This window comes from Ruegeria sp. CJ9 (assembly GCF_056536625.1).
On the sequence record NZ_JBQFPY010000005.1, the window covers coordinates 300,419 to 318,611 of the forward strand.

Here is an 18,193-nt window from a genome sequence, read left to right on the forward strand (position 1 = left end):
TGGCGGGGTAAAACAAAAAAACGCCCGCCAAAAAGGCGGGCGTCTGAATTGTACCAGCTGTACAGTCCGATCTTAACGGCGGATGCCCAGCTTTTTGATCAGGTCCTGATAGCGTGCTTCTTCCTTGCCCTTCAGGTAGTCCAGCAGCTTACGGCGCTGGGCGACCATTTTCAGTAGACCGCGACGACCGTGGTTGTCTTTTTTGTGGGTCTTGAAGTGCTCGGTCAGGGTGGTGATGCGCGAGGTCAGGATGGCAACTTGGACTTCTGGCGAACCGGTGTCGCCGTCCTTGGTTGCGAATTCTTTCATAACGCGTGCTTTTTCAGCGGCAGTAATCGACATCGGGGTCTCCTTTAAAAGGTTAGAGTTGATGGCGCAGGCCGGGATGTCGTCCAGCACAGGCCCATGGAGAAGACCGCACCGATTCCGATGCGGATGCGCGCGTATAAGCGTAATTTTGGCGAATGGCAAAAGGATTCTTCGGGCTCAGCCCAATGCGACCAGCTGTGCCAGATCGATCTCAGAGATCAGCTGAATGTCGTCGGCCGTCAACCCTTCGGCCCCCAGCAGCTGCGCCACATCCTGCCCGTCGATCAGCACATGTGTGAGATTCTCGTTTTCAGCGTCAGTTTCGATCTGAATGTCGGGGTCTTCCTGACCATCCCATGATACAAACAGCTTGTCCTGACCGGGTTGGAAATCCATCACGGTCACCGCTTCATCCTCGGCTTCGGGGGTCAGGATAATCTCATCCGCGCCGTCGCCGCCGGTGACGATGTCGCCGCTATCGGCCAGAATCGTATCCTCGCCAGCGCCGCCGTTCAGGAAATCGACAGCGTCTACTTCTTCTTCGCCGTTCAATATGTCGTCGCCGTCGCCGCCAAAAAGAACATCCTCACCCGTGCCGCCGTCCAGTATGTCGTCGCCATACCCGCCGTGCAGTGCATCATCGCCTTCACCACCGTCCAACGTGTCATCGTCCTGCCCGCCATAGAGCGCATCTTCACCCTCGCCCCCCTCCAGCTGATCTGCGCCGGAATGACCATAAAGCATGTCATCGTCTTCACCCCCGGTCAGCAGGTCATCCTCATCCTCGCCATGCAGAATATCGTCGCCCGCGCCTCCTGACACGAAATCCGCCCCTTCACCGGCGAACAGCACGTCATCGCCTTCACCACCGTCGATGGTGTCATCCCCACTATATCCATTGACTTGGTCGTCCCCGTCCTGACCGGTCAGCACATCCGCCTCTTCGGTTCCGGCAATGACCAGATCGCCTTCAAATTCGGACAGGATGGTTCCGGTCGATGGTTCCTGTTCTTCCGCGGTGTCTTGGGACGTGGTCGGGTCTTCGTCGGTTTCATTGATCTCAAGGTACTTGCCGTCAGAGACCTCATCAGGCTGATCGTCAATGCTGTCATCATCTTCGGGCGTGTCTTCGGGGACAAACGCGTCGCTCATGGCAAAGGCTGCGCCACCGACAGCGGCCAGACTTAGAAATCCGATCAGAAACATGGGAACCCTCCGTAAACGTACTGCCCCGAGGGTAAATGTCTCATGCGGTCAAGCACTTGGTCAAAGCCAAGCTGATCTCGTGGTTAACCTTTTGTCACCACGGTTCGGGTTGTTGAGTATAGGCGATATAGAGCGGGTGTTTCGGGTGTCCGCCCTTGGTCAGCCCCAGGTGAAACAGTGGTTGGCCGGTGCCGCGCAGCAAGGTTTCCACCGCCGGGCCGCGATCCAGATGCGCACCATGGGTGCCCCAGGCGGCAATGACCTGATCGGCCCATTCGACGCCGTCCAGAATCGCCGCGTCATTCGCAGGCCCCACTGGATCGGTGGCGGCGCGCATCTTGCGCGGGTCGGTGTCGCGCCAGGCAAAGATGTTGGTCACCTGAAACGCCCCGAACCCCAACGCCCGCGCCCGCCGTTCACAGCGTTCGACGGTGGGGTCGTTCTGCACCTCGGTCGCGGTTGAGGGGTTCAGCATCACGAACAGCGCCTTGCATCCCTCCGGGTCCCAGATGCGGGTCAGGCTATAGCGATACTTCTCGCAATCGGAATAAATGGCGGTCGAGGGCGCATCGCCCTTGGTATGCGTTCGGGTGATCATGCCATTCGCCTAACACGCCGTTTAATCGACGAACACCCGGTTGGGATGCAATTCGCCGGATTTGTAGATACCTACAGCAACGGCCTTGCCGTCCAGCGAGGCCCAGGCCTCGTCGCCGTATTCCACGTCCGAGGCCAGCACCATGCCCGGGTTGCCGTTGCGCAGGCGAGTGGCCCCTTCAGGGGTACATTTCAGTTCGGGCAGATCCGACAGACCGGTTTCCAGCGGATGCAGATACTCGTCCAACGCGGTTGTCTTGGCCATTTCGTCGATCTGTTCGATGCTCAAACCGTCCTCGGCCTCAAACGGGCCGGACCAGATGCGGCGGAGGACCTTGACGTGACCGTGGCATCCCAGTGCCGCCCCCAGATCGCGGGCGATCGAGCGGACATAACCGCCTTTGCCACAGGTCATTTCCAGTACGACGTGATCTTCATCGGGGCGGTCGACGAGGATCAGTTCCTCAACCCATAGGGGGCGAGCGGTCAGTTCCACGTCCTCGCCATCGCGGGCCAGCTTGTAAGCGCGCTGGCCGTCAATTTTCACCGCCGAGAACTTGGGCGGAACCTGCATGATCTCACCCAAAAAAGGGGCCAATGCCTGTTTGATATCCTCATCCGAGGGGCGCGCATCGCTTTGTGCAATCACTTCGCCCTCGGCATCGTCGGTATTGGTGGCCTGACCCAGACGCACGGTGAATGTGTAGGCTTTTAGCGCGTCGGTGATGTAGGGAACGGTCTTGGTCGCCTCCCCCAATGCCACGGCCAGAACACCGGTCGCTTCGGGGTCCAGCGTGCCTGCATGGCCCGCTTTTTTTGCGTCCATCGCCCAGCGTACCTTGTTGACCACCGCGGTCGAGGTCATGCCCGCGGGTTTGTCCACCACCAGCCAGCCGGAAATGTCTCGACCCTTGCGTTTACGTCCCATCTTGCACCTTGCCCTTTGCTGAGGCGCGCGACCTAACGGATCACCCGGGTCCTGTCAATTTCCCGGTGTGTCTTCGACCACACCCACGATTGGCCCCAGCGAAAAGCCAACATCCGAGCGGTTGCTGGCCCGGTCGTACATGCGTGAGATATTGCCATCGAAGAACAGCGCATTCGGCGTTTCCAGCACGTTGCGGAAAAGGCTGCCGAATTCATGAAAAGTGACGTAGTCATCCGAGATTGCGAACACCGCCCGCGTGCCATCGGCGCTGGTGCCCACCCCGTTGCGCACATAGAGCGAGGTCGAGTCAGGCAGAAAGCGCGGATGCAGCTCTCCGTCGATCACCAGCATCGGGCCGGATTGGGTGGCAAACCGGCAGTCGGGGGCCTGTTCGACGAAATCCAGCGTCTCGAACACATCGGCGCGACCGTCGCGGATGCAGAACACGCCGTTGGGCAGCAGGCCGAAATTGCCGGGGCCGGGATTCGGGATCACGCGCATGACCTCTTCGCCCTCTTCGACATAGTGGCCGACGGGCGAGCGGTCGTCGTGATACATACCGGCGTTCATCCCAAAGGCCAGACGCTTTCCACTGGGTTCAAGCGCCTCGTTCACCGATGAGAAATGCCCCAGCAGGTCGTCATTTTCGTCGTTCAGAAACAGGCGCAGGTCTTCATTGGCGGCGTCCACCTCGCAAACGGTGTACCGCTTATTCTCGTGGGTCAGCTTTTCGCAGGTGACCGCGCCGGCCTGCGCGGCCCAGAAAACCGCGCCCAACGTGACCAGTGTGCGGATCACTCGTCCAGATCGCGGCGCACCGCGTCCTGATTGAACATGCGGCGGGTGTCGTCCAGACGATCGAAAGTATCATCCAGACGGAACCGCAGATCGGGCGAAAACTTAAGGTTGAGCTTTTTGCCGATCACGCGCCGCAACTCGCCCTTGTTGCGAGCGAGCAGTTCGATCACATCTTCCTGCCCTTTGCCTCCAAGGGGCAGCACATAGGCGGTGGCGATCTTCAGATCGGGCGAGGTGCGCACCTCACCTACAGTGATCGACATGCGGTTCAGGTCGGGGTCGTGGACATCTCCGCGCGCCAGAACCTCGGACAGGGTGCGTCGGATCAGTTCGCCGACGCGCAGCTGTCGTTGGGAGGGGCCGGGGCCATCGTGGAATTTGTTCTTTGCCATATCCCCGATCTAAGCGCAAAGCTGGGCTTTGCCAAGCGGGCGCGAACCGGGTAGGAGGCTTTGAGCCGACTTTAGAAAGGACCAGCGCAATGACCCATATTCCGGGGATCGTAATCACAGGGGCTTCGGGCCGTATGGGGCAGATGCTGATCAAGACCGTCACCGACAGCGATCAGGCGCGTTTGGTCGGTGTGGTCGAGCGTACAGGCCATGATTGGATCGGTCAGGACGTGGGCACGGCCATGGGCGGTCAAGCGCTGGGCGTCACCGTGACCGATGACCCGCTTGAGGCATTTGCGCAGGCGCAGGCGGTGATCGATTTCACAGCACCCGAAGCGACGCTGGAATTTGCCGCGCTGGCCGCGCAGGCGCGCTGCGTGCACGTGATTGGCACCACCGGCATGTCGGATGAGCAGATCGCAGCGCTGGAGCCAGCTTCGCGCCATGCCGTTATCGTGCGGGCTGGGAACATGAGCCTTGGGGTCAATTTGCTGGTGCAACTGACCAAGAAAGTTGCCGCCGCGCTGGATGAGGATTTCGACATCGAAGTGATTGAAGGGCACCATCACCACAAGGTCGATGCGCCCTCGGGCACTGCGCTGATGCTGGGTGAGGCCGCCTCCGAAGGGCGCGGTGTCAATCTGGCCGACGTGTCCGACCGGGGCCGCGACGGGATCACTGGGGCCCGTAAACGCGGAGACATCGGATTCCACGCCATTCGCGGTGGCGACATCGTCGGCGAGCATGACGTGCTGTTCGCCGCCCCCGGAGAACGCATCGTTCTGCGCCATCTGGCCACCGACCGCGCCATCTTTGCTCGCGGTGCCCTAAAGGCAGCGCTATGGGGGCAGGGCAAGGCCCCCGGCCAGTATGACATGGTGGATGTGCTGGGGCTGTAACCCCGATTAGCGGAATGCGGCCAGACCGGGCGGTTCTGCACCATCCTGTTCTGCCGTTGCAAAGAGCAGCCCCAATCGTTGATCCCATGTCGGGTACTGGCCGGTCCGGGCATAGGTCAGGCGCTCGGCCCCGATGGAAATGCCAAGGGGCGCGGCCTCACCTCCGATCACGATCTCGCCGATCTCGGTCCAGTTGGCGGACGGAGGATAGGCCGTGGGGGCGAGTTCATCCGTATCACCGACGCGGTAATAGACGCCCATCGTCACGATATAGGCATCGCCAAACGGATCAGGAAAGAAAAAGCCCGAGGCATCGCGGGCGGCCAGGGCCTCAACCTCATCGCGCAGCAGCACTTTTTCGGTAAAGGGTAGGGCCATCTCGTCCAGCACCGTGCGCATATCCTCGGACTGCGGCACGCTGACAAAGGCAATGCGGGTGGGGTCAAGATCGAAGGCTTCGGTCAAAATGCGCATCATCAGACGCGTCGTGGCTTGACCGTCTGTGTCTGCGGGATGGCAGCCAACCTCATGAAATAGTGGCAACACGTCCGCACGAGATTTCTCACTGACATCGGCAACCCGAGCCAACGGTTGAATGACAAAAGCGTTCGAGGGCAGCGCGGATTGGTCAAAATCGTGCCGCAGCCCCTCGTTATAGTCATCGCGCCCGGAAGCAATGGACAGTGGTGCTGCTTCGTTGAACCCAAGCCCCGAGAATGTTTTTCTCAGATGATCGAGCGTCGTGCTGAATTCCTGTTCGAACGCCGCATTTTGGTCTTCCGCTGCTGTTGCCACGCGCGGCAAAAAGGTTCCGACCGTTGCTGCGGTTCCCAGCTGGACAACTTTGCGCCTGTTCCATCCCATCGGATACCTCCCGTGCCTGTTGGACGTGGCATCAGAGTATCACAGATGTTTCGGCTAAGGGTTAAGGGTTTCTGAAGACGGGCTTCCTGAGGTGCAATTACAGATCCTTCACCTTATCTTCACGCAGCGGGCAGGCCAGATAAACGCCGAATTCTTTGCCGATATCGGCGCTGACACGAGCGTGGACCCGGCCCTGGCGGTCGAGGAACCGTTGATTGTCTTCGACGGGGAAAATCCCCTCGTGCCAGATACCGGGGTGGATATAGAGGCCTCGCGAGCCGTCACACCAGAAAGCGACCACCTTTTCGGGGGTCAAATTGTCCCCGGGCAGCGCAGCGGGAACGATGAAGGGCTTGTTGTCCAACGGCCAGAACATCTGTCCGCCGTCTGGGTGATAGTTCATATGCCACAGCAGCACCTGATCACGCGGCGCGGTTTGCTGGTCGGTCTGTGCCTGTTGCGGGTCGGCGGACCAGCCCAGAACATAGTGGCCTTTAACCGCCTCGTTCTCACCATACAGCACGTCGCCCTGCCAGTCGCATTTGAACGTGCCCTCAACCCAGCCACCTTCATCGCCGGTGCCTTCGTCGATGGGGCGCCAGCCCTGTTGGGGCCAGCGAGAGATTTCGATCTCGAAGCCGTCCGGGTCATCGACCAGACAGCCATAGCCCTTGACCGACGCGTCTGTGGCCCGGATCAGGGGCACCTCATGCCAGGGCAGGGACGGCTTTGAACTGGCCTCAAAGATATATTCGGGGGCGTTCATGCCGCCCCCAGATGTTTGTCGACCATGCGTTGCACCATCGGCGCGAAATGGGTGAAATCCGGCGTCTTCATATCCGCACGCTTGCCTGCCTCGTCCAGATAGCGGACCTGAATGATTTCTTTCAGGTTCGGGTTGGCCTCGAATTCCGCGACTTCCTCGGCGCTCATCGGACCACCCTGCAGCTCCAAAGTGTGAACCGAAGCTGTGGATAGGCGGTTGAAATATTCAGGCTTGGTGGCACAGAGATACCGTTTGGCCGCCACATGATAGCGGCAGCAATCGGTGATGACTGACGGGAAGAACTGTTCCAGAACTTCGGCCCCCGCATCCTCGTGGTGGCGATCCTCGGTATCGTCGGGGTGATAGGTGCCGAACTCGGATGTGAAATGGCCGATATCGTGCAGCAGCGCGCCAACGATGATTTCCTCGGACTGGCCGTTCTGTTCGGCAATTGTGGCACCTTGCAGCATGTGTTCTGCCATCGTGACCGGTTCACCCAGATATTCCTCGCCACCACGACGGTCGAAGATATCCCCGATAAAGGCCACGATGTTGTCGCGGTTGAGGGTTGAGAAATCGGGTTTCATTCCGCTGCCTCCGGTTGCGCCATGTCCATCGCTGCGAGCGTCGACAGCAATCCATCCTTGTCGGCATAGCAGCCTTGTAGCCAACGCGATCCTGCGCCGGAATAGCCCAGCCGCGCGTGTAGGACGCGGGTGTTGTCGACGATGAAACTTTCACCCGGTTCCAGCTTGAACGACACGCCCATGGCCGGATCGTCGATGATCTCGCCAAGTTGGCGATAGGCAGCATAGTAGGCTTCCATCTGATCGAATGGCACGTCAACAAACGGGGCGGAAGACCGATTGTTGAAGCGGATGCCGACTAGCTCACCGTCCGGCGACAACTCGATCATTGGGCGGCGAGACCGCAGGCAGATGCCGTCCGAACCTTTGTATTCAAATCGCGCGGGATAGCCTGCCAGCAGGGCGAAGCCTTCGGGGTTCTGATCGCGCAGTTTTTCGGCGGCACGGAAACCATCGACTACAATGGAATCGCCACCTTCGGCGCTGTTTTCCAGACAATAGAGGATTTGCAGCGTCGGCACCGGGTCACGATAGGGGTTGTCGGTATGCGCCTGAAGACCAAGGCCAGTATAGGCTAGGTTGGTCGGGTTTACCTCGGTCCGAACCTCAAAATAGGGGCCATAGTTGGTTTCGCGGACGTAGCCGAAAAGATCGGCCACCTTCAGCAGTGATTCCGGCTCAGTCGGGCCGCCGGTCAGCTTGGCAAAACCGAACTTAGCCACTGCAGCCAGCCAGCCGCGCTTGGCGGCGGGATTGGCGTGGACTTCACCCCAATCAGCACTTGGCGCTTCGATGCCGCGTTCCCACGTGGTGATGCCATGTGCGACACGGCCTGTTTCTAAGGACCGGGCGCAATCATAGACGTGATCGGCCAGCCAATCGGCGGGGAAGGTCACGGTCTTGTCTTCGGGCTGGAAAGTGACCGTTAGATCGCCATTGCTGATCTCGGCGGAGCTGACTGAAATATCGACGGGAATGTCGCTGATGGTGATCAGACGCTGACCGTTTCCGGGCGCGCGTGTCTCCGGATCCAGCGCATTATCGCGCAGCCAGATCGCATGGAAACGGGCCTGAGTTCCGGTGTCAAATTCAACAGTCACAACCGAAGTATCGTGATTGGCAGTGCGCAGCATGGGGGTCTCCTGTTCAGCGCGGGCTTTGATTGAGCAGATACGCCTCTTGTGGCATTAACACAATTAATCCTTCTTTCGGCTGAGGCTTGGAAAATCTTATGGCAAAGAAAAAAATCGGATTGCCGCCGCTGGATTGGCTGCGCGTGTTCGAGGCCGCCGGTCGGTTGGGTGGTTTTTCCGCCGCCGCCCGAGAGTTTGGGCTGACACAGGCAGCCGTCAGTCAGCGGATCGGTAACCTGGAGGCTTGGCTGGGCCGGTCCCTGTTCGTGCGCGAGGCACGAGGCGTGTCACTGACGGTTGAAGGCGAAAGCTATCTGCCGCTGGTGCAAGAGAGTTTGCAGGCGTTGGAGCGCAACACCGAAGATTTGTTCGGCAAATCCCCGCAAGAGCTGCGCGTCGCGGGCCTGTCTTCGAACATCCACGCTCTGGTTCTGCCTGGGCTTGCTCGGTTTCAGGAAACGCGACCCAATGTGCGGGTGATGACCGACTCGGTGGCGCGCCGGTCGTCCTTGGATGAGGAGCGGACCTGGTTGCAAATCCGCTATGGGCGTGGGGCCTGGCCCGGTCGGGATGCGGCCCTGATCGCCCGCGAGGTTCTGGTGCCGATGGCCGCGCCCGGTGTAAAATGGGGGGTGCCGCTGATTGAGCTGCGTGGCGAGCGCCCGGCGTGGCGGGACTGGGCGCGTAAGACGGGGCATGGCGAGATGCCGCCGTCACAGATCAGTTTCGATTCGATGGAACATGCCATTTCGGCGGCCCGGCAGGGGATTGGGGTGGTGCTGGGCTCGGTGCCTCTGGCCAGCGCGGATTTGCAGGCCGGTCGGCTGTGTCGGCTGGATCTGCCCGATTTGCAGACCAAAGACGGCTATTGGCTGACTTGGCCCGAAGAGCGGGTCAAATCGAAAAAGCAGCGTGCCCTGATTGCCGATTTTCTGCAGGCACTTCAGGGCTGATCAATCAGAAATCGACGGCGATGCCCTTTTTTTCCCAATCGCCATAGCGGGCCGGATCAGGGCCGTCGCGCCCGCCCAGTTCCTTGGGCATCTCTTTTGCTTCTGCCTCGGCCTTGCTGCGGCGTTCTTCCGCCTCGGCCAGGGCGCGCTGGGCGGCTGGGGGCAGGTCTTTGTGGTCGTCATTCGTGGTGTCGGGCATGACATCGGGTTCCTTTCCGGGCACGGGCTTGATATACGCCCCCGTCCGCCTTTGGCAATGCGGACGAGAGTCACATCAAAGGCGGTTTCATGTCCGACAACGCAACAGCGGCGCGACGCAGCGCGATCTATCTGTTGGATCAGATATTGGGTGAGGGGCGGCTGTTGTCCGAATGCCTGGCCGCAGGCGCGTTGGATCGACTGGCCCCCGAGGATCGCGCGCGGGCGCAGCGTTTGACCTTGCAAACCCTGCGCGGTTTGGAACGAGCTGACCGTCTTCTGGACAATCACCTTAACAGGACGCCTGCTCTGACCGTCAATAACGCGCTGCGCCTGGGCGCGGTTGAGCTGTGCCAGGGTGAGGCCGCGCATGGTGTCGTGAACTCGATGGTCGAAATTGTGGGGCGGTCGCGCAAACATGGCCGGCTCAAGGGGTTGGTCAACGCTGTGCTGCGCAAGGTTGCCGCCGAAGGGCCGGAAGCCTGGCCCAAGATGCGGGTGCCGCGCCTGCCGGACTGGCTGCGCGAGCCGCTGATCATGGCCTGGGGCACTGATGCCGTTGCAGGCATGGAGCAGGCGCATTTCACTGGCGCACCGCTGGACCTCTCACTGAAACCGGGGGCCACGGGACCGGGTGAGGCACTACCGACCGGGTCGATGCGTATGCAGGATGCGGGGCAGGTCTCAAACCTGCCGGGGTTTGATCGGGGCGACTGGTGGGTGCAGGACGCGGCGGCGGCTTTGCCGGTGTGTGTATTGGCACCAAAGCCCGGGGAATCCGTGCTGGATCTGTGTGCTGCACCCGGCGGCAAGACGCTGCAAATGGCGGCAGCCGGGGCCAAGGTGACGGCTCTGGATATTTCGGAGCCCCGACTGGAGCGAGTACGCGAGAACCTCAAACGCACTGGCTTACAAGCGCAAGTCATCGCTGGTGACGCGTTGGAGCATCAGGGCCAGTATGACGCGATCCTGTTGGACGCACCCTGTTCGGCCACCGGAACCATTCGGCGCCACCCGGACCTGCCCTTTGCCAAGGACGGCTCGGACTTCGGCGGGTTGATTGAATTGCAGGCGCAGATGCTGGCCCATGCCTGGACCCTGCTGAAACCCGGCGGACGGTTGGTCTATTGCACCTGCTCCCTGTTGCCTGACGAAGGCGAGGTGCAGATCGAAGAGGCGCTGGAACAATATCCTGACATGAGCATCGACCGCACCGCGCTGGACGTGACCGGGGTGGATCAAAGCTGGATCACCGAAGAAGGTGGCCTGCGTCTGCGGCCCGATTATTGGGCGGATCGCGGTGGCATGGACGGGTTCTATATCGCCTGCCTGAACAAATCCGCCTGATGGCACGCTTTTCGATGACTTGACGATCACACCGGTCTATCGTTGGGTCTCAGGCGCCAGCAGAGCGTGAGAGGCAGAGTAACGAGCGTCATGTCAAACTCAGATACCATGACAAACCGGTGGACGCGGTTTCAGAACCGTCTGTATGCGCGGCTCAGCCAGCGGCGCAAGGCCGCTGCCGGCTTCGTCACCGAGCCTGAACCGCGCACTGTGGGATCGTTTGCCCGGGGGCGGCAGCTGGTCGCTGGAAATCTGCTGTTTGCCGGGTATCTGGTCGAGGCACAGGATACCGGCCTTTGGGACGTGGCGGCGCCTAGCACCGGTTTTGACAGTGAACGTCACGGTTTTGCCTGGCTGGATGATCTGGCCGCCGTCGGCGATATGCGGGCGCGGGAAAAGGCGCAGCGTTGGGTGTGGGGTTGGATCGACGCGCATGGCCGCGGGCAAGGGCCGGGCTGGGCACCCGATCTGACCGGCCGACGGGTGATGCGCTGGATCAACCATGCCGTCTTCCTTCTGCGCGGAATGGATGACAAGCAGAGCGCTGTGTTCTTTCGCGCGCTGGCGCAGCAAACCTGGTTCCTGTCCAAACGTTGGAAAGCGGCCACACCGGGCCTGCCCCGGTTCGAGGCTCTGGCCGGTCTGGTTCAAGCTGGACTGGCGCTGAAAGGGTTGGAGCAGATGGCCGATCCAGCGCTACGTGCGCTGGCAAAGGAATGCGAACGGCAGATCGACGCGCAGGGCGGTATTTCCACCCGCAACCCTGAAGAGTTGCTTGAGGTGTTTACCCTGCTGTCCTGGACCTCGGCCGCACTGAGCGATCAGGGGCGGGGCACCCCCGGCGCGCAGGCCGAAGCGATCAAACGCATGGCGCCGACCCTGCGCAGCCTGCGCCATTCAGACGGCGCATTGGCCCGCTTTCATGGCGGCGGGCGCGGAATCGAAGGGCGGCTGGATCAGGCGTTGGCTCAAAGCGGGGTTCGCCCGCAACACGCAACTGGGTTGGCGATGGGGTTTGCACGGCTTTACGCGGCCCGGACCAGCGTGATCGTCGATGCTAACGTGCCGCCCACGGGGGCTGCATCTTATAATGCCCATGCCTCGACATTGGCGTTTGAGCTAACTTCGGGGCGGCGGCCACTGATTGTGAACTGCGGATCAGGCGAAAGTTTCGGAACGGAATGGCGGCGAGCCGGGCGCGCAACACCTTCGCATTCGACCCTGTGCCTGGATGGCTATTCTAGCGCGCGTTTGGCACCAGCGGGGAATGGAGGTGAACGAGAGGCTTTGGTCGATGCACCGCAAGACGTGCCGATTGATTTCGAAGAGGCATTCGAAGGCACCCGCTTTATGGTCGGGCATGACGGCTATACCAAAGTGTTCGGTCTGACCCATGCGCGTACGTTCGAGCTGCGATTTGATGGGCGAGAACTGACGGGCGAGGATATTCTGCTGACTGCTACCGACAAGGCCAAACGGCAGTTTGACCGGGCGCTGGACGCTTCAGGCCTGAACGGGATCGGGTTTGATATCCGGTTTCACCTGCATCCAGACGTGGATGCGGCCATTGATTTGGGCGGCGCGGCGGTGTCGATGGCGCTCAAAAGCGGCGAAATTTGGATTTTCCGCCATGATGGCGTGGGAAAATTATCCGTTGAACCAAGCGTTTACCTTGAAAAAGGCCGATTAAAGCCACGCGCGACAAAACAGATCGTTCTATCCGGGCGCGCAATGGAGTATGCGACCCGCACCCGGTGGACGCTGAGCAAGGCACAGGATACAGCCTATGCCGTGCGCGATCTGCACCGGGACGAGCCCGAGTTTGACTGACGCCAAAAGGACCTTTGGACCCATGACTGATCTTCACCCCGTGCGCCGCGCGTTGCTTTCCGTTTCCGACAAGACCGGATTGATCGAGCTGGGAAAGGCGCTGGCCGAGCGCGGGGTCGAGCTGCTGTCGACCGGCGGTACAGCCAAGGCGCTGCGTGATGCAGGGCTTGAGGTGAAGGATGTCAGCGAGATCACCGGTTTCCCTGAAATGATGGATGGTCGGGTCAAGACTCTGCACCCGATGGTGCATGGCGGCCTGCTGGCGCTGCGCGACAACGACGGCCACGTGGCTGCGATGAATGAACATGGTATTGGCGCGATCGACTTGCTGGTTGTGAACCTCTATCCGTTCGAGGCGACGGTGGCCAAAGGCGCAGGCTATGACGAGTGCATCGAGAACATCGATATTGGCGGCCCTGCGATGATCCGTGCGGCCTCCAAGAACCATGCCTTTGTGAACGTAGTTGTGGATGTCGAGGATTACTCTTCGCTCCTGGATCAGCTGGAAGAGAATTACGGCAAGACATCCTACGGTTTCCGCCAGTGGCTGGCGCAAAAGGCTTACGCCCGGACCGCAGCGTACGACGCCGCGGTTTCGAATTGGATGGCCGACGCACTGCAGCTTGATGCGCCCAAGCGCCGCGCCTTTGCCGGTGAACTGAAACAGACCCTGCGCTATGGTGAGAACAGTCATCAACAGGCGGCTTTCTACACTGATGGAACCAACCGTCCGGGTGTGGCTACCGCCGTTCAGCACCAGGGCAAGGAGCTGAGCTATAACAACATCAACGACACCGACGCAGCGTTTGAACTGGTGGCCGAGTTCGATCCTACAAAAGGTGCGGCATGTGCGATCATCAAACACGCCAACCCTTGCGGTGTTGCCACAGGCGCGACCTTGCTGGACGCGTATAAGTCGGCGTTCGATTGCGATCGTACTTCGGCCTTTGGTGGGATCGTGGCACTGAACCAACCGCTCGACGCGGAAACCGCACAGGAAATCACCGGGATTTTCACCGAAGTCGTGATCGCCCCCGGTGCATCGGATGAGGCCAAAGCAATCTTCGCGGCCAAGAAGAACCTGCGCCTTCTAACTACCGAAGCCCTGCCGGACGTGACCGCAGGCGGCAAGACCGTGCGTCAGGTAGCGGGTGGCCTGTTGGTGCAGGACAAGGACAATGGTTTTGTCGGCATGGACGATCTGAAGGTCGTCACCAAAAAGGCGCCGACCGAAGAGCAGATGCGCGACCTGCTGTTTGCCTGGAAAGTGGCGAAACACGTTAAATCCAACGCAATCGTTTACGTGAAGGACGGTGCGACTGTTGGCGTTGGTGCAGGCCAGATGAGCCGCTTGGACTCTGCCATGATTGCCGCCAAGAAGGCCGAACGAATGGCCGACGCGCTCGGCTTGCCGCAGCCGCTCACCATCGGCTCGGCCGTTGCGTCTGATGCATTCTTCCCCTTCCCTGACGGGCTGATGGAAGCCGCTGAGGCTGGTGCGACCTGTGTCATCCAGCCGGGCGGTTCAATGCGTGATGACGAGGTGATCGCGGCCGCGGATGAGGCCGGATTGGCCATGGTCTTCACCGGCATGCGCCACTTCCGCCACTGATGCGTTCTCGTATTCTGCTCTGGGCCGCGCTGGCCGCGTTTGCGATCGACCAGATCAGTAAGTATCTGGTCGTTCACGTGATGCGTGTGGCCGAGGGCAATATCGACGTGCTGCCGCCGCTCTTGGTGTTCAAATACGGTGAGAATCGGGGCATCAATTTCGGCCTGTTCCAAGGCGACAGCGACACCGCCCGTTGGGTGCTGATCGGCATCTCGCTGGCTGTTGCGATTGGCGTGCTGATCTGGCTGATGCGGACAACCCCGTCCAAGCTGATGTTGTTTTGCGGCGGGTTGCTGATTGGTGGCGCGCTTGGGAATGTGGTGGATCGGGTGCTGTACGGCTATGTTCTGGATTTCCTGAACATGTCCTGTTGCGGCCTCAACAATCCGTTTGTTTTCAATCTGGCCGATGTGTTCATCTTTGCAGGTGCTTTCGGACTTGTGTTGTTCGATGGCAAAAAGCCCTCGTGACGCGCCGGGTGATATGCGATAAAAGCGCCTGAAACTGGCTGGAGACTCTGATGCGGTTGCCGCGTTCCATTTTTGCTGTGACATTGGCCTTTGCGGTTGCCGGGTGCTCGGATATCGGTTTGCGCCATCTTGAGGCACCGGGGGACGGACCGGATGAGTTTTCGGTCATGCCGGTCAAACCGCTGACCCAGCCCAAGGACTATAAGTTCCTGCCTGCGCCCACACCGGGCGGTTCCAACCTGACCGACCCAAACCCCAAGGCGGATGCCGTGGTGGCGCTGGGCGGTAGCGAAGCGGCGTTGAACCCGAATGCCGAAATTCCTGCATCTGATGGCGCGCTGGTGACGGCCTCAAGTCGCTATGGCGTACCATCCAACACGCGTCAGGTCGTCGACACCGAAGACGCCGAGTTTCGCAGAAAGCAGGGCCGCTTGACCCGTCTGCGCCTGTTCAAGATAGACCGCTATTCGCAGGTTTACAGTCGCGAAGCACTTGATGCCAATCGGCAGAACGAAGCAGCGCGTCAGGCCGGGATTGAGACGCCCTCGGCCCCACCGGCTGATGAATAAATCTTAACTTTCCGTCATCACCCTTGAACCTGCGCAACACAACCGTAGTTTGAACACCATCAAACGAAACGGAGGACGCCCCATGGTTCGGGCCCTGGCATTATCTGCCGCCCTGTTCGCCGCCACCCCTTTGCTTGCCAAGGAAGGGCACGAGGCGGTTACCACTTTCACGCTGGATAACGGCATGGATGTCGTTGTGATCGAAGATCACCGCGCCCCGGTCGTGCAGCACATGGTCTGGTATCGCGCCGGATCTGCGGATGAGCCTGTTGGTTCGTCCGGCGTGGCGCATTTCCTGGAGCATCTGCTGTTCAAGGGCACCGATACGCTGGCACCGGGCGAGTTCTCCGCTACCGTCGCCGCCAATGGTGGCAATGACAATGCTTTCACCTCCTATGACTACACTGCCTATTTTCAGCGCGTAGCTGCCGACCGGTTGGAGTTGATGATGCGGATGGAGGCGGACCGGATGCGCAATATCCGCCTGAGCGAAGAGGATATCGCAACCGAGCGTGACGTGATCCTTGAAGAACGCAACCAGCGTACCGAAAACAGCCCGCGGGCGCTTTTTGGCGAGCAGATGAGCGCGTCTCAGTACCTTAACCATCGTTACGGCGTGCCGATCATCGGCTGGAAGCACGAGATGGAGACGCTGGACATGGAGGATGCGCTGTCCTTCTATCAGACCCATTACGCGCCCAATAACGCCATTCTGGTGGTGACCGGCGATGTGGAGCCGGATGAGGTCAAAACTCTGGCCGAACAGTATTATGGCGTTATCCCCGCCAACCCGGACTTGCCTGAACGCGTACGCTCTCAGGAACCGCCGCAATCGGCCGAACGTCGCCTGACCTTCAAGGACGCGCGTGTTTCGCAGCCTTATGTCCAGCGCAGCTATCTCGCGCCCGAACGGGATGCCGGTGCGCAGGAAAAAGCCGCCGCGCTGTTCTTGCTGGCCGAATTGCTGGGGGGCAGCACCACGTCCTACCTGAACGAAAAACTGCAATTCGAACAGCAAAAGGTCGTTTATACGGGTGCCTTCTATCGCGGCGTCTCGCTGGACGACACGACCTTTGATCTGCTGGTCGTCCCGGCCCAGGGCGTGTCGCTGCAAGAAGCCGAAGAAGCCATGGATCAAGCCGTCGCCGACTTCATCGCTGAAGGTGTGAACGAAGAAGACCTTGACCGGATCAAGATGCAGTTGCGCGCCGCCCAGACTTATGCGCGCGATAATGTGGACGGGATCGGCAACCGCTATGGCCGCGCCCTGACCAGCGGCTTGACGGTCGAGGATGTACAGGCGTGGCCCGATATCCTGCAGGCCGTGACCGGGGAAGAAATCATCGCCGCCGCCCGTGAGGTTCTACAGCCCGAGGCGTCGGTCACCGGATGGCTGATGCGCGACGATGAGGTGACGCAATGAAACGGATTTTTGCAACCCTGATCGCCGTTGTCATCGCGCTGCCCGCATGGGCCGAGATCGAGATCGAAGAGGTCACCTCACCCGGCGGTATCACCGCATGGCTGGTCGAGGATCACTCGATCCCCTTCACCGCGCTGGAACTACGTTTTCGCGGTGGTACCTCGCTGGATGAGCCCGGCAAACGCGGCGCCATCTATCTGATGAGCGGTCTGATCGAAGAAGGCGCAGGTGACATGGACGCCCGCACCTATGCGCGCGAGTTGGAATCACTGGCGGCCTCGTTCCGGTACAATGCGTCGGATGATTCCGTTTCGATTTCGGCGCAATTTTTGACTGAGAACCGGGGCGAAGTCATCGACCTGTTACGCACCACGATCCACGAGCCTCGGTTCGATGAAGACGCGGTTGAGCGGGTGAAGGCGCAGATTCTGTCCGGGCTGCGCTCGGACCAGACTGACCCCAATGACATTGCCGGGCGCAATTTTGCACAGATGGCATATGGCGATCACCCCTATGGGTCCGAGGGCAAAGGCACGATCGAAAGCGTCAGCGCATTGAACCGTGATGATGTGGTCACCGCCTATGACAATGTGTTCGCCAAGGACCGGCTCTATGTAGGTGCGGTGGGCGATATCACCCCCGATGAGCTGGGCGCGTTACTGGACACGTTGCTGGCGGATCTGCCCGAGGCGGGCAAACCCATTCCGGGCCGTGCTGACGTGGACATCCCCGGTGGCGTCAGCGTGGTCGAGTTCGATACGCCGCAATCCGTGGCCCTGTTCGGCCACGCGGGGATCGACCGGGACGATCCGGATTTCTTTGCCGCTTTTGTTCTGAACCACATTCTGGGTGGCGGTGGTTTTGAGAGCCGCCTGATGCAGGAAGTGCGCGAAAAGCGTGGCCTGACCTATGGCGTCGCGACCTATCTGGTACCCAAGGATCTGGCTTCGGTCTATCTGGGCTCGGTGTCCTCGGCCAATGACCGCATCGCCGAAGCGGTCGAGGTGATCCGCGACCAGTGGGCGCGTGCCGCGACCGAAGGTGTGACTCAAAAAGAGTTGGACGACGCAAAGACCTATTTGACCGGAGCCTATCCGTTACGGTTTGATGGCAATGGCCCGATCGCCGGGATCATGGTCGGTATGCAGATGGAAAACCTGCCCATCGACTATATCGCCACCCGCAACGACAAGGTGAACGCGGTGACGTTGGACGAGGTGAACCGCGTGGCCAGTGAATTGCTGGACCCCGAGGGGCTGCATTTCACTGTTGTCGGCAAACCCGAAGGTTTGGAAACCACAAACTGATCAAA

Annotated in this window: 20 protein-coding genes; 9 read left to right on the forward strand and 11 right to left on the reverse strand. The window is 60.3% G+C overall.

The features are described 5' to 3' along the window. Positions 1-72: 72 nt before the first annotated feature. The 6 genes from rpsO to rbfA all read right to left on the reverse strand — a co-directional run bounded on the left by rpsO (position 73) and on the right by rbfA (position 4,230). Positions 73-342, reverse strand: a complete 270-nt coding sequence (gene rpsO / locus ACR0AJ_RS12970; protein WP_008757925.1) for a 30S ribosomal protein S15 — start codon at positions 340-342, stop codon at positions 73-75. A gap of 144 nt (positions 343-486) precedes the next feature. Further along, positions 487-1,515 (reverse strand): calcium-binding protein, encoded by a 1,029-nt coding sequence (locus ACR0AJ_RS12975; protein ID WP_480741031.1) that lies wholly within the window; start codon positions 1,513-1,515, stop codon positions 487-489. 94 nt (positions 1,516-1,609) lie between these two features. Further along, positions 1,610-2,113 (reverse strand): DUF1643 domain-containing protein, encoded by a 504-nt coding sequence (locus ACR0AJ_RS12980; RefSeq protein WP_170360724.1) that lies wholly within the window; start codon positions 2,111-2,113, stop codon positions 1,610-1,612. 21 nt (positions 2,114-2,134) lie between these two features. Further along, positions 2,135-3,040 (reverse strand): tRNA pseudouridine(55) synthase TruB, encoded by a 906-nt coding sequence (truB, locus tag ACR0AJ_RS12985; RefSeq protein WP_170349803.1) that lies wholly within the window; start codon positions 3,038-3,040, stop codon positions 2,135-2,137. Positions 3,041-3,094: 54 nt separating this feature from the next. Next, positions 3,095-3,838, reverse strand: coding sequence for a phosphodiester glycosidase family protein (locus ACR0AJ_RS12990; protein ID WP_170349804.1), 744 nt, complete (start codon positions 3,836-3,838; stop codon positions 3,095-3,097). Next, on the reverse strand, positions 3,835-4,230 hold the full coding sequence (gene rbfA / locus ACR0AJ_RS12995) for a 30S ribosome-binding factor RbfA (protein ID WP_170349805.1): 396 nt from the start codon (positions 4,228-4,230) through the stop codon (positions 3,835-3,837). Before rbfA ends, ACR0AJ_RS12990 begins: the two co-directional genes overlap by 4 nt. A gap of 89 nt (positions 4,231-4,319) precedes the next feature. Here rbfA and dapB point away from each other — a divergent pair, with 89 nt between their 5' ends. After that, on the forward strand, positions 4,320-5,129 hold the full coding sequence (gene dapB / locus ACR0AJ_RS13000; protein WP_170349806.1) for a 4-hydroxy-tetrahydrodipicolinate reductase: 810 nt from the start codon (positions 4,320-4,322) through the stop codon (positions 5,127-5,129). A gap of 6 nt (positions 5,130-5,135) precedes the next feature. On the opposite strand, the gene ACR0AJ_RS13005 is transcribed toward dapB, so the two are convergent. From ACR0AJ_RS13005 to tmpA, 4 genes are all read right to left on the reverse strand, one after another. Continuing rightward, positions 5,136-5,993 carry a hypothetical protein gene (locus ACR0AJ_RS13005; protein ID WP_170349807.1) on the reverse strand — a complete coding sequence of 286 codons (858 nt, stop codon included), beginning with the start codon at positions 5,991-5,993 and terminating at the stop codon, positions 5,136-5,138. Positions 5,994-6,090: 97 nt separating this feature from the next. Beyond that, positions 6,091-6,759: an ureidoglycolate lyase gene (locus ACR0AJ_RS13010; RefSeq protein ID WP_170349808.1), complete on the reverse strand. Its 669-nt coding sequence runs from the start codon at positions 6,757-6,759 to the stop codon at positions 6,091-6,093. Then, complete coding sequence (gene tmpB, locus ACR0AJ_RS13015; RefSeq protein WP_170349809.1) at positions 6,756-7,346, reverse strand: (R)-1-hydroxy-2-trimethylaminoethylphosphonate oxygenase; 591 nt, start codon at positions 7,344-7,346, stop codon at positions 6,756-6,758. Before tmpB ends, ACR0AJ_RS13010 begins: the two co-directional genes overlap by 4 nt. Then, positions 7,343-8,479, reverse strand: a complete 1,137-nt coding sequence (gene tmpA, locus ACR0AJ_RS13020; RefSeq protein WP_170349810.1) for a 2-trimethylaminoethylphosphonate dioxygenase — start codon at positions 8,477-8,479, stop codon at positions 7,343-7,345. Before tmpA ends, tmpB begins: the two co-directional genes overlap by 4 nt. 98 nt (positions 8,480-8,577) lie before the next feature. Between tmpA and ACR0AJ_RS13025 the strand changes: the two genes are divergently transcribed. Then, positions 8,578-9,432, forward strand: coding sequence for a LysR family transcriptional regulator (locus ACR0AJ_RS13025; protein ID WP_170410700.1), 855 nt, complete (start codon positions 8,578-8,580; stop codon positions 9,430-9,432). A 4-nt stretch (positions 9,433-9,436) separates the two neighbouring features. Here ACR0AJ_RS13025 and ACR0AJ_RS13030 read toward each other — a convergent pair whose 3' ends face one another. Further along, positions 9,437-9,631: a DUF1674 domain-containing protein gene (locus tag ACR0AJ_RS13030; RefSeq protein WP_170349812.1), complete on the reverse strand. Its 195-nt coding sequence runs from the start codon at positions 9,629-9,631 to the stop codon at positions 9,437-9,439. 89 nt (positions 9,632-9,720) lie between these two features. Here ACR0AJ_RS13030 and ACR0AJ_RS13035 point away from each other — a divergent pair, with 89 nt between their 5' ends. The 7 genes from ACR0AJ_RS13035 to ACR0AJ_RS13065 all read left to right on the forward strand — a co-directional run bounded on the left by ACR0AJ_RS13035 (position 9,721) and on the right by ACR0AJ_RS13065 (position 18,188). Then, entirely contained in the window at positions 9,721-10,977 is a 1,257-nt protein-coding gene (locus ACR0AJ_RS13035) for an RsmB/NOP family class I SAM-dependent RNA methyltransferase (RefSeq protein WP_170349813.1), read from the forward strand. A gap of 90 nt (positions 10,978-11,067) precedes the next feature. After that, complete coding sequence (locus ACR0AJ_RS13040; RefSeq protein WP_480741035.1) at positions 11,068-12,807, forward strand: heparinase II/III family protein; 1,740 nt, start codon at positions 11,068-11,070, stop codon at positions 12,805-12,807. 22 nt (positions 12,808-12,829) lie between these two features. Next, positions 12,830-14,419: a bifunctional phosphoribosylaminoimidazolecarboxamide formyltransferase/IMP cyclohydrolase gene (purH, locus tag ACR0AJ_RS13045; protein WP_480741037.1), complete on the forward strand. Its 1,590-nt coding sequence runs from the start codon at positions 12,830-12,832 to the stop codon at positions 14,417-14,419. Further along, positions 14,419-14,889: a signal peptidase II gene (lspA, locus tag ACR0AJ_RS13050; RefSeq protein ID WP_170349816.1), complete on the forward strand. Its 471-nt coding sequence runs from the start codon at positions 14,419-14,421 to the stop codon at positions 14,887-14,889. The genes purH and lspA overlap by 1 nt, the downstream gene beginning before the upstream one ends. A gap of 50 nt (positions 14,890-14,939) precedes the next feature. Beyond that, a complete protein-coding gene (locus ACR0AJ_RS13055; protein ID WP_480741039.1) occupies positions 14,940-15,458 on the forward strand; it encodes a DUF3035 domain-containing protein in 519 nt (172 codons plus the stop codon). Between the two features lie 82 nt (positions 15,459-15,540). Further along, complete coding sequence (locus tag ACR0AJ_RS13060) at positions 15,541-16,881, forward strand: M16 family metallopeptidase (RefSeq protein WP_170349818.1); 1,341 nt, start codon at positions 15,541-15,543, stop codon at positions 16,879-16,881. Further along, positions 16,878-18,188, forward strand: coding sequence for a M16 family metallopeptidase (locus tag ACR0AJ_RS13065; protein WP_170376163.1), 1,311 nt, complete (start codon positions 16,878-16,880; stop codon positions 18,186-18,188). Before ACR0AJ_RS13060 ends, ACR0AJ_RS13065 begins: the two co-directional genes overlap by 4 nt. Positions 18,189-18,193 lie beyond the last annotated feature (5 nt).

Coding starts and splice junctions, on each gene's coding strand:
- rpsO (WP_008757925.1), bottom strand. CDS start 342: ATGTCGATTACTGCCGCTGAAAAAGCACGCGTTATGAAAGAATTCGCA.
- ACR0AJ_RS12975 (WP_480741031.1), bottom strand. CDS start 1,515: ATGTTTCTGATCGGATTTCTAAGTCTGGCCGCTGTCGGTGGCGCAGCC.
- ACR0AJ_RS12980 (WP_170360724.1), bottom strand. CDS start 2,113: ATGATCACCCGAACGCATACCAAGGGCGATGCGCCCTCGACCGCCATT.
- truB (WP_170349803.1), bottom strand. CDS start 3,040: ATGGGACGTAAACGCAAGGGTCGAGACATTTCCGGCTGGCTGGTGGTG.
- rbfA (WP_170349805.1), bottom strand. CDS start 4,230: ATGGCAAAGAACAAATTCCACGATGGCCCCGGCCCCTCCCAACGACAG.
- dapB (WP_170349806.1), top strand. CDS start 4,320: ATGACCCATATTCCGGGGATCGTAATCACAGGGGCTTCGGGCCGTATG.
- ACR0AJ_RS13005 (WP_170349807.1), bottom strand. CDS start 5,993: ATGGGATGGAACAGGCGCAAAGTTGTCCAGCTGGGAACCGCAGCAACG.
- ACR0AJ_RS13010 (WP_170349808.1), bottom strand. CDS start 6,759: ATGAACGCCCCCGAATATATCTTTGAGGCCAGTTCAAAGCCGTCCCTG.
- tmpB (WP_170349809.1), bottom strand. CDS start 7,346: ATGAAACCCGATTTCTCAACCCTCAACCGCGACAACATCGTGGCCTTT.
- tmpA (WP_170349810.1), bottom strand. CDS start 8,479: ATGCTGCGCACTGCCAATCACGATACTTCGGTTGTGACTGTTGAATTT.
- ACR0AJ_RS13025 (WP_170410700.1), top strand. CDS start 8,578: ATGGCAAAGAAAAAAATCGGATTGCCGCCGCTGGATTGGCTGCGCGTG.
- ACR0AJ_RS13030 (WP_170349812.1), bottom strand. CDS start 9,631: ATGCCCGACACCACGAATGACGACCACAAAGACCTGCCCCCAGCCGCC.
- ACR0AJ_RS13035 (WP_170349813.1), top strand. CDS start 9,721: ATGTCCGACAACGCAACAGCGGCGCGACGCAGCGCGATCTATCTGTTG.
- ACR0AJ_RS13040 (WP_480741035.1), top strand. CDS start 11,068: ATGTCAAACTCAGATACCATGACAAACCGGTGGACGCGGTTTCAGAAC.
- purH (WP_480741037.1), top strand. CDS start 12,830: ATGACTGATCTTCACCCCGTGCGCCGCGCGTTGCTTTCCGTTTCCGAC.
- lspA (WP_170349816.1), top strand. CDS start 14,419: ATGCGTTCTCGTATTCTGCTCTGGGCCGCGCTGGCCGCGTTTGCGATC.
- ACR0AJ_RS13055 (WP_480741039.1), top strand. CDS start 14,940: ATGCGGTTGCCGCGTTCCATTTTTGCTGTGACATTGGCCTTTGCGGTT.
- ACR0AJ_RS13060 (WP_170349818.1), top strand. CDS start 15,541: ATGGTTCGGGCCCTGGCATTATCTGCCGCCCTGTTCGCCGCCACCCCT.
- ACR0AJ_RS13065 (WP_170376163.1), top strand. CDS start 16,878: ATGAAACGGATTTTTGCAACCCTGATCGCCGTTGTCATCGCGCTGCCC.